The sequence below is a fragment of the Streptomyces sioyaensis genome (assembly GCF_004122735.1).
GTDB classification, from domain to species: Bacteria; Actinomycetota; Actinomycetes; order Streptomycetales; family Streptomycetaceae; genus Streptomyces; species Streptomyces sioyaensis.
Window position 1 is genome coordinate 104,295 of record NZ_SDIF01000011.1, and the last position, 9,738, is coordinate 114,032.

Annotated in this window: 10 protein-coding genes and 1 pseudogene; 9 read left to right on the forward strand and 2 right to left on the reverse strand. The window is 70.1% G+C overall.

Features of this window, described 5'->3' with window-relative positions; all coding sequences use genetic code 11:
- The first annotated feature begins 323 nt into the window (after positions 1-323).
- The 5 genes from EST54_RS06470 to EST54_RS06490 are packed head-to-tail and all read left to right on the forward strand — an operon-like array spanning position 324 to position 5,156.
- Positions 324-1,223: a GHMP family kinase ATP-binding protein gene (locus tag EST54_RS06470; protein ID WP_443742721.1), complete on the forward strand. Its 900-nt coding sequence runs from the start codon at positions 324-326 to the stop codon at positions 1,221-1,223.
- Entirely contained in the window at positions 1,220-2,230 is a 1,011-nt protein-coding gene (locus tag EST54_RS06475; RefSeq protein ID WP_129245902.1) for a DMT family transporter, read from the forward strand. The genes EST54_RS06470 and EST54_RS06475 overlap by 4 nt, the downstream gene beginning before the upstream one ends.
- The gene (locus tag EST54_RS06480) at positions 2,227-3,210 is read left to right on the forward strand and encodes a pyridoxal-phosphate dependent enzyme (RefSeq protein WP_129245903.1); all 984 of its coding nucleotides are present in this window, start codon (positions 2,227-2,229) and stop codon (positions 3,208-3,210) included. Before EST54_RS06475 ends, EST54_RS06480 begins: the two co-directional genes overlap by 4 nt.
- Entirely contained in the window at positions 3,203-3,940 is a 738-nt protein-coding gene (locus EST54_RS06485; RefSeq protein WP_129245905.1) for an alanine--tRNA ligase-related protein, read from the forward strand. Before EST54_RS06480 ends, EST54_RS06485 begins: the two co-directional genes overlap by 8 nt.
- Before the next feature lie 28 nt (positions 3,941-3,968).
- Positions 3,969-5,156: an aminotransferase class I/II-fold pyridoxal phosphate-dependent enzyme gene (locus EST54_RS06490; RefSeq protein ID WP_244942451.1), complete on the forward strand. Its 1,188-nt coding sequence runs from the start codon at positions 3,969-3,971 to the stop codon at positions 5,154-5,156.
- Between the two features lie 151 nt (positions 5,157-5,307).
- Here EST54_RS06490 and EST54_RS06495 read toward each other — a convergent pair whose 3' ends face one another.
- Positions 5,308-6,024 (reverse strand): DUF5324 family protein, encoded by a 717-nt coding sequence (locus EST54_RS06495; RefSeq protein WP_129245909.1) that lies wholly within the window; start codon positions 6,022-6,024, stop codon positions 5,308-5,310.
- A gap of 444 nt (positions 6,025-6,468) precedes the next feature.
- Between EST54_RS06495 and EST54_RS06500 the strand changes: the two genes are divergently transcribed.
- The gene (locus EST54_RS06500; RefSeq protein WP_129245912.1) at positions 6,469-6,996 is read left to right on the forward strand and encodes a peptidylprolyl isomerase; all 528 of its coding nucleotides are present in this window, start codon (positions 6,469-6,471) and stop codon (positions 6,994-6,996) included.
- A 141-nt stretch (positions 6,997-7,137) separates the two neighbouring features.
- On the forward strand, positions 7,138-8,055 hold the full coding sequence (locus EST54_RS06505) for a rhomboid family intramembrane serine protease (RefSeq protein WP_129245914.1): 918 nt from the start codon (positions 7,138-7,140) through the stop codon (positions 8,053-8,055).
- Positions 8,056-8,290: 235 nt separating this feature from the next.
- On the opposite strand, the gene crgA is transcribed toward EST54_RS06505, so the two are convergent.
- Complete coding sequence (crgA, locus tag EST54_RS06510; protein WP_006604446.1) at positions 8,291-8,545, reverse strand: cell division protein CrgA; 255 nt, start codon at positions 8,543-8,545, stop codon at positions 8,291-8,293.
- Positions 8,546-8,725: 180 nt separating this feature from the next.
- Between crgA and EST54_RS06515 the strand changes: the two genes are divergently transcribed.
- A complete protein-coding gene (locus EST54_RS06515; protein ID WP_129245916.1) occupies positions 8,726-9,496 on the forward strand; it encodes a DUF881 domain-containing protein in 771 nt (256 codons plus the stop codon).
- Between the two features lie 37 nt (positions 9,497-9,533).
- A pseudogene (locus EST54_RS06520) lies at positions 9,534-9,738 on the forward strand (class E sortase); the annotation flags it as partial.

The following is a 9,738-nucleotide window of genomic DNA, read 5'->3' on the forward strand; positions in this document are numbered from 1 at the left end:
TGTGTTTCCGATCAACCCCATCGGCGGTCCCGGGAAAGACCGGAAGCGGCCCGGGAAACCCTCCGTGCGGTGCCGGCAGTAACCGGATCATTCAAGTCCAGGTAAAGAGATGGGGTGCGAAGAAATGGAGCACGGAAATCCGGATGGGCTCGGCGGTGGCATCAAGCGGCGCAAACCGGGCGAGGGGTCGGCGACTTGTCCGCAACAAAGGGCATTAAAGGGACGGAGTGGACACCGTTTTCCCGCCTCCAAAAATTCTTTTATGGATACCTAAAGGGCGTCTTGGATTGCGGCTCCGATCATGGCCGTATAGAACTGCCCGCATGCCTGCCGAGATCGTCACAACGGTCCATGGCACTTTCGGAGAAATTCTCCAGGGGTATACCTTTGGTGCGCATGGGTTCGAGCATTTTCTTTTCACTGCCCCCGTCGAGGAGTTGAAAAGCCAAGCTCGGCTGTGCCCGCATGACGGCACGGCTGAGAAGCGGCTCGGCATCACTCCGAGCGGCCGGGACAAAGCCCTTTCCGCTTTTGAAATGCTGAGCGCCGAGTTGGGATACGGCGCTACCGACTGCACTATCGAGATCGATTCCAACATCCCGGTGGCGAAGGGCTATGCCAGCTCCACCGCGGACATCCTGGCCACCGCTCAGCTCTGCATACGCAGCCGCCACCCGGAGACCCCGGAGCCGGTCGTGCATGCTCTGGCGCTCTCCGTGGCCCGGCAGCTGGAGTACGGCGACTACCTCCTGCACCCCGGAGTCGCGGCCTGCGCCCAGCGCTCCCATCGGCTCCTGACCGCCTACCGCACGGACCTGCGCTGGACCCTCGTCGGCGTCGACGAGGGCGGCTGGGTGCGCACCGAGGAGTTCCACCAGGAGAGCCCCGAGGACCTGGGCAAGGCGCGCGTCTACGCGGAGCTCTTCGCGCAGCTCGACACCGCCCTGCGGGCCGACGACTACGCGGCCGCGGCCGAAGTCGCCTCCCGCAGCGCCGAGTTGCACAACGACCGGCTGCCCAAGAAATCCCTGGAGGACCTGCGGCGGATTCAGCGCGACCTGGGCGCCCTGGGCGTCTGCGTCGCGCACAGCGGAACCCTCGCGGGGCTCATCTTCTCCCGCCACCAGCCGGACCACGACCTGCGGGTCCGGGAATGCCGCGCGGAGCTGGAGTCCTGCGGATACAGCAGCGAGACGTTCACCCTGAAAGAGGCCCAGCGTTGACGACCAGCACCACCAGCACGGCTCCGGAGCCGGGAGCCGCTCCCGAGCCGGCCGCGCAGGCCGCGAGCCCGCCCCGTACCCGGTCCCAGGCCCACTACCAGGGCATGGTGCTGCTCGCCGTGTGCTGCCTGGCCCTGGGCGGGGTGTTCGTACGGATCAGTGAGATCGGCCCGGTCGCGACCGGTGCGTACCGCTCGCTCTTCGCCGTCCCGCTGCTCCTCGGGATGTCCGTCGCCCTGTCCCGGCACGCGACCAGGACGGCCAAGGACGGCCGGGACCCGGGGACGGGCGCCGCCCCGGCCAAGCAGGCCAGGGTGACGCCGCGCGACCGCCTCCTGATCGTGCTCGGCGGGCTGTTCCTCGCGGCCGACCTGTGCCTGTGGAACATCTCGTTCCTCTACACCTCGCTGGCCGAGGCCAATCTCCTGGCCAACCTCGTGCCGTTCATCATCGCCCCGCTGATGTTCTTCCTCTTCGGGGACCGCATTCCGTGGAAGCTGCTCTTCCCCGCGCTGCTGGCGCTCGGCGGCCTCTACATCCTCGTCATTCTGGGCACCGGCCTCGACCCGGAGCACCTGCGCGGTGACGTACTCGCCCTGCTGACCGCCGTGTTCTACGCGCTGTTCCTCGTCGTGGCCAAGGGCCTGCGCGAGCGCTACGAGGCGACCCGCATCATGGCCACCCTGAGCCTGGCGTGCGCCGTGGCCTGCTTCGTGGTCGCCGCGGTCCTCGGCGAGCGCCTGTGGCCGACGACGGTCAAGGGCTGGCTGGTGCTGATCGCGCTCGCCGTGACCTCCCAGGTGCTCGGGCAGACCCTCATGGCGCACGCGGTGAAGTTCCTGCGGCTGCAACTGGCCGCCGTCTACGTGCTGCTCCAGCCGGTCGCCGCGGCCGTGTACGGCTTCGTCCTGTTCGGCCAGGAACTCAGCCCGATCCAGCTGGCGGGCATCGCCATCCTCCTCATCTCGATCTTCTGGGCCAAAAACCTTCTGGAGGGCCGCTCATGACCGTCGGGCACATCACCGCCGCGCCCCCGGACCGCGTCGACCCCTACGCCGTCCTCGACGGGCTCAGCCAACTGACCACCCTCACCGCCGGCCGCCTCGGCGACACCCGGCTCGTGCTGCGCGCCGTCCACGGCAGCCCCGCCACCGAAACCAGCTTCAAGTCGATCCTCGGCCTCGGCCTGCTGCTCCTGGCCAGGGAGCGCGGCCTGCTCGCCGAGGGCCAGCCGGTGATCGAGTCCACGTCCGGGTCGCTGGGCCTGGGCCTCGCCGCCGCGGGCCGCTTACTCGGCCACGAGGTCCACCTGGTGTCCGACCCCGGCATCCCGGCCGTGACCCGGCGCAAGATCGAGCTGGCGGGCGGCGTGCTGCACCTCGCGCCCGCGCCGCACCCCGTGCTCGGCTTCCAGCAGGCCCGGGACGACCTCCTGCAACAGCTGCGGACGGAACACCCCGACTACTACTGGACCAACCAGAACGACAGCCCGCTCAACCCCGAGGTCTACACCCGCTGGGTGGTCCCCCACCTCGTGCGCACCCTGGACTTCGCGCGCATCGCCGCCGGCATCTTCTGCGTCGGCAGCGGCGGCCACTTCTCCGCGCTGTCCGCCATGCTGGAGGCCGAGGGCATCCGCTCCTACGTCGCCGACCGGCACGGCTCCATCACCTTCGGCGGCGACCCCGCCCCCAGCATCCTGCGGGGCACCGGCAATCAGAACCGCATACCGGCCGTCATCGACTCCGCCCGGGACCGCGTGACCGGGGTGTTCGAGGTGTCCGACGCCGAAGCCTGCGCCGGCGTCCAGGAGTTGGCGGCCCGCGGGATCAGCGTGGGCGGCTCCTCCGGCGTCTGCTACATGGGAGCCCGCCGGCTCGCCGCCGCGCTGGGGCCGAACGCCGAGGGGGAGATCCTCACCTTCTTCGCCGACCGCGGCGAACTCTATGGCACCACGCTACTGAACTGGGGAGACAGCAGTGATTGAAGCCGCCCTGTGGAGCTCTTGCCCGCCCACCAAGCAGCTTTTCCACCACGACCCTTACGCGACCACGGGCACCGCGACGGTCCTGCAGGTCAGTGACCGCTACGCGATCTTCGACCAGTCCGTCTTCTACGCCGAGTCCGGCGGCCAGGTCGCCGATCAGGGGACCGTCAACGGGCAGCGCGTCATCGACGTGCAGAAGGCCGGTGGCCGCCCGTTCCAGTTGCCCAACGGGGAAGTCGCCACCATCGAGGCGGTGTTCTACCACGAGTTCGCGGAGCCCTGTGCCCTCACCGTGGGCGAGCAGGTCACCATGGAGATCGACTGGGAGCGGCGGCTGCACAACATGCAGATGCACACCCTGGCGCACTTCCTCTTCCACGCGACCGGCGAGTACCTGGAGTCCCAGGGCCTGACCCGGTCGACGCGCGGCTGCCACATCAGCGACAGCTCCGCCCGCTTCGACTTCAGCTGCGCGATTCCGACGGACGTCGTCCCCGGCATCCAGGAGCGCATCGTGGACCTGCTGGCCGACTCCCCGGAGGCGACCGTCGACCCGCTGCCCGGCACGCAGGACGTCTTCGTGTGGCGCTCGGGAGACCTGGAGATCCCCTGCGGCGGTACGCACGTCCGCCACCCCAAGGAGATCCAGGGCACGGTGACCGTGCGCCGCCGCACCAAGGGCAAGGGCGGCACCCGGCTCTACATCGAACTGGACCGGAATGCCGAATGACCTCCGCGCGGCGCGGGCACAGGAGCCCGTGGTCCGCTCCGCTCGTCCGGCCTCCCCGGTGCACCTGCCGGAGCGGCCGCGCTTCATCAACGATCTCGACGTGCTGCGCGCCCGTCGCACCCTGAAGTGGCAGCTCGGGCCGGACACCCCCGACCGCATCTGCCTCGGCGTCGCCGAAATGGACCTGTATCCCCCGGAGTTCCTGCGCTCCGCCCTGGTCGAGGCGCTCGGCCTCGGTGAGACCGGATACGGCCTGCCCGAGGCGCAGGAGGCGGCGTGCGGGCGCTATCTGTCCGCCCACCATGACGCCGGCGTCGCCGGACTGCGCTGCACCACGGACGTGCTGACGGGGCTGCGCACCCTGATGCGGTCCGGTCTGGCGCCGGGAAGCCCCGTCATCGTCGAGACGCCGGTGTACGGCGATCTGTTCACGGTGGTCCGCGAGGCGGGCCTCGAACCGGTGGCCGTGCCCCTGCTCCGCACCGGGGCGCAGTGGCAGCACGACTGGGCGGCCCTGGCCACCGCGGCCCGGGAGGGCGCCCGGGGCTGGATCGTGTGCCAGCCGCACAACCCGGTCGGACGGGCCTGGACCCTTCCGGAGATGTCGCAGGCCATCGCGGTGTGCCGGGAGCACGACCTGCTGTTGCTCGCCAATGAGGTGCACATTCCGCTGGGCATGCCCGGTCGTGCGATGCCCTCGGCGTTCGCGGACACCGCCATCCACGGGGTACGCGCCTTCGGCCTCACCTCCGCGTCGAAGGCGTTCAACGTTCCCGGGCTGAAGAGCGCCACCGTCTACGGCTCCGAGCGCTCCGCGGCAGCCCTCGCCGACCTGCCGCAGAGCCTCCTGGGGCGCCCGGGCAGCCTCGGCGCCGTCGCCACCGTCGCCTGCTACGGGCCGGAGGGCGTCGCGTGGCTGCGCACCCTGCGCGAGGAACTCGCCGAGCGCATACGGCTCGTCCTCGACGAACTGGCGAGCCTGCCCGTGCGGGTCTCCGCGACCGCCCCCGAGGCCACGTACCTGGTGTGGGCCGAGGCCGACGGGGAGCGGGACGCGCGCCGGTTCGCCGAGGCGCTCGACACGAGCGGCATACACGTCCTCGCCGGGGAGAGCTTCGGCGGGACGGCGTTCGACCGCTGCTTCCGCCTCAACGCGGCAAGCCACCCGGCCGTCCTGCGCACGGCCTTCGCCCGGCTGCGCGCCGCCCTCCGCTGAGCGGAGGCAGGCACGGGCCCGGCCGCCGCCCAGCGGACGTACGCACGGGCCCCCGCGGCATCCTGACCCTGAGGCCGGACGCGAACGGGCCGTGTCCACCACCCCCGTGACGGGAGGGCGGACACGGCCCGGTGAGCCGGTGGCGGGCGGGTCAGGTGTTGCCGCGACCGCGTTCCTCGGCCTCGGCCTCGGCCTGCTTGGCCTGGACCTCGGGGTCGAGCGCGGCGCCCTCGCTGCCGTCGACCGCGCTCAGCCGGCGGCGGTCGCTGACCTCCGTCGGAGCCGGCGGCTCGACCAGCCAGTCCGGGTTGGCCTGCTTGTCCCACCACTTCCAGGCGGCCATCGCACCGCCGGCCAGGATGCCCAGCACGGTGAGGCGCTTGGCGAGCTTGCCGCACTTGGCCCGCCGGCTGTGCTTCTTCTGGAGCTTGGCGATCTCCTTGGCCGTCACCTGGCCGCGGAGTGCGGCGAGCGCGGCGGTGCCGCGCGCGAGGGCCTCCTCGCGGACCGGCTCGGCCGCGGCGCGCGCGCTGGTCACGGCGTTCTCCAGCCGCGGTGCCGTGTAGTCGGCCGCCTGGCGGGCGGCCTTGCGGGTCCGCCGCGCCGCCCGGGTCGCCGCTGCGTCCACCTTGGGCGGCAGGGTGCCCCGGGCGTGCTCGAACCGGGGCTGCAGATGGGCGTCGTACTGCACGCGCGCCTGGTGGGCGGCCTCGGCCACCTTGGGAGCCGCTCGGGTACGAGCCTCGTGAGCGAAGTGCACGGCGGCGTCCTTGGCCGTACCGGCATACGGAGCCACCACCTCCGCGGCGTGCCGCACGCTGTCCCTGGCCGTACCGGTCGCGGCGCGCACGCTGTCCTTGCGGGTCACGGGATCCTCCTCCTCGGTGGCATGTCCGGGGCTAGGGGGGTTGGTCCCCCGTGTCTGCTGTATCGCCTGTCCACCCGTTTGAAGATCATGCCCGCTCAGACGTCATACGGCATGTGCGAGCGGGCATCCGGGTCATTGCGGACCTTCCGGAGCCTTGTTGACGACAATGCCACGGTTTGCCGCTTCAGGCGCATGAAATCCGTACGAAGGCCGTCAAGAGTCCGCGGTCGGATGACCGGAGAACATGCAGCGCACGCCACGGACGGGAGCGGTCGCCGGGCGCCGGCGCACAGCGCCGCGCAGGGCATCGAAGGTGCCGCGGAGACGGCGGCCGGGCGGCGGGAAAGAGTGGCGCACGGCCCGACAGGGGTGAGGTCGGGCGACGGGCGGGCCGGTCCATGCGAGGATCGTGAACCGTCAGTGCAGACTTATGGAAGGTAGATCGTGGCTGAGCAGCTCTACGCCACCCTGAAGACGAACCAGGGCGACATCGAGATTCGGCTTCTGCCGAACCATGCACCCAAGACGGTCAAGAACTTCGTCGAGCTCGCCAACGGCGAGCGGGAGTGGACCCACCCGGCGACGGGCAAGAAGTCCACGGACCGCCTGTACGACGGCACCGTCTTCCACCGGGTGATCAGTGGCTTCATGATCCAGGGCGGCGACCCGCTCGGCAACGGCACCGGTGGCCCCGGCTACGAGTTCGGGGACGAGTTCCACCCCGACCTGGCCTTCAACAAGCCGTACCTGCTGGCCATGGCCAACGCCGGCCCCGGCACCAACGGCTCGCAGTTCTTCATCACCGTCGGCGCGACGGCCTGGCTGACCGGCAAGCACACCATCTTCGGTGAGGTCACCAACGACGCGAGCAAGAAGGTCGTCGACGCGATCGCCGGCACCCAGACCAACCCGCGCACCGACCGTCCGGTGCAGGACGTCGTCATCGAATCGGTGCTCATCGAGACCCGCTGAGCTGCGTCTTGTGCCCCGGCCCGCGCCGGGGAACCATTGCGCCCCGCCCGGTCGTACATCAGGCGGGGCGCGACGCTCGTCCGGAGCCGGGCGGGAGGGCGAGCGACGGGCGCCCGGACGGAGAAGAGGACGAGGGGATCGATGGACCAGGTGCCAGGCAGCCCACAGGAGCCGCGGGACGCGCAGGGCGACGACGGCCTGCCGGGCTGCTTCCGTCATCCGGACCGCCCGACCGGCATCCGCTGCACCCGCTGTGACAAGCCCATATGCCCGGAGTGCATGATCAGCGCCTCGGTCGGCTTCCAGTGCCCGGACTGCGTACGCAGCGGCAGCGGCACCGGCCGTGCGTCGCAGACGACGGCGCCGCGCACGATCGCGGGCGGCACGATCGCGGCCGACCCCCGGCTGATCACCAAGATCCTGCTGGGCCTCAACATCGCCGTCTTCGTCGCCGTGATGGCGACCGGCGGTGCGCTGAGCCCGCTGGTCAACCAACTCGACCTGGTCGGCCTCGCCTCCGAACCGGGCCGGTACCAACTCGTCGGCGTCGCCGAGGGCGAGTGGTACCGCCTGCTGACCGCGATGTTCCTGCACCAGCAGATCGCGCACATCGCGTTCAACATGCTCTCGCTGTGGTGGCTGGGCCCGCCCCTGGAGGCGGCGCTCGGCCGGGCGCGGTTCATCGCGCTCTATCTGCTCGCCGGCCTGGGCGGCAGTGCCCTCTCGTACTTCCTCGCCGCGCAGAACCAGCCCTCGCTGGGTGCCTCCGGCGCGATCTTCGGGCTCCTCGGTGCGACCGCCGTCCTGCTGCGCCGGCTGCGGTACGACATGAAGCCGGTGCTGATCCTGCTCGGCCTCAACCTCGTCTTCACGTTCCTGTGGCCGAACATCGCCTGGCAGGCGCATGTGGGCGGCCTGGTCGTGGGCGCCGCGGTGGCGTTCGGGATGGTGCATGCGCCGCGCGACCGACGGACCCTGGTGCACGTCGCGACCTGCGCGGTGACGCTGCTCGCGATCGGCGCCGTGGTGTGGGTACGGACCCTGCAGCTCGTGGGCTGAGGAGTCCGTACCGCACGTTGTCCACAGTGCGTGGCCGATCTTGTGCATGCGGTGCGGAACTCTCCTTCCGCACCGCGCTGACCTGCGTTTCCCCAGTCGGGGCAGGGGGAGACGTGGTCCGAAGGGAGGAGTCGCCGATCACACCGGCGTCAACCTCCCGAGGGTTATCCACAGATCTTCTGAAGTTTTCCCCGGCTGTGGATAACCGTGTGGATGGCCTTGGGCAGGGCTTGCGCTACTTCCACTGGGTGGATACGCCGAAGCCCACCGCGATGAAGCCGAAGCCGCAGACGATGTTCCAGTTGCCCATGGCCCCGATCGGCAGACTGCCCTCGGACACATAGAACGTCACGATCCACACCAGCCCGATCAGGAACATCGCCAGCATCAACGGCGCCACCCAGCCACGGCCTGAGTTCATCTTCAGGTTGGTGGTCTTCGCCGGAGGCGGCGTGAAGTCGTCCTTCTTGCGGATCCGTGACTTCGGCACGAGGAACTCTCCTGTCGATGCGCTGCTCCCCCGCTCTCGTCCGTGCTCGAGCGGGCGGTGCCCCCATCCGCGGGGAGGTACGAGGTGTGCGCCGGGGCGCGGATGCGGTGGGGAGCGGATTCCTTTCCCGGGCGTCCGTTAGCGTAGTGCTTCCGAGGCGCCGTAAGGAGTAAGGGTACGTTGAGCAATTCCGCTGACTCCCCCGATCGCCCCGCCCGTTCCCGCCTGCGGCCTGTGCGTCTTCTCACCCTGATCGTCTTCGCGCTCGCCGGGCTGCTGTTCTGGCTGAGCTTCGACACCGCACGGGGCACGAATCTGCGCTCGGACGACTCGATGCTGCGGCTGTCCGACCTCATCCAGGAACGCAGCCACAAGAACGGCTCCCAGGACGAAACCAACGCCACGCTGCGCGCCGAGGTCGACGCCCTCGCCCAGCGCGACAACGGAAACTCCAAGGCCGAGGAGGCCAAGCTCAAGGCGCTGGAGAAGAACGCCGGCACCAAGCCGGTCAAGGGCCAGGGCGTGACGGTCACGCTCACCGACGCCCCGCCGAACGCCACCGCCAAGATCCCCGGCATCCCCGAGCCGCAGCCCAACGACCTGGTCATCCACCAGCAGGACCTGCAGGCCGTGGTGAACGCCCTGTGGCAGGGCGGCGCCAAGGGCATCAAGGTCATGGACCAGCGGCTGATCTCCACCAGCGCGGTGCGCTGCGTCGGCAACACCCTGATCCTCCAGGGCCGGGTCTACTCCCCGCCGTACAAGATCACCGCCGTGGGCGACCGCGAGGCGCTCACCAACGCGCTGACCGCCTCCCCCGCCATCCAGAACTACCTCCAGTACGTGAACGCCTACGGCCTGGGCTGGAAAGTCGACCAGCACGAGGCGGTGACTCTGCCCGGCTACTCCGGCACAGTGGATCTCCACTACGCACAGCCTGTGAAGCCGTAGCCGCGCCCCCCGGGGCAGCGGGGAGGGGCGGGGCCGGATGACGCTGCGGGGCGGGACGACGGCGCGGTGGATCGTACGGACGCTCAGCGAAACCTCTGTCACCGTGGGCGCGCTCATCGTGCTCTTCGTGGTCTATCTCCTCTTCTGGACCGGCGTACGGGCCGACAGCGCCATGGACGGCGAGATCGGCAGGCTCCAGGACCGGTGGTCCACGGGCTCGGTCCCCGCTCCCGGCCCCACCC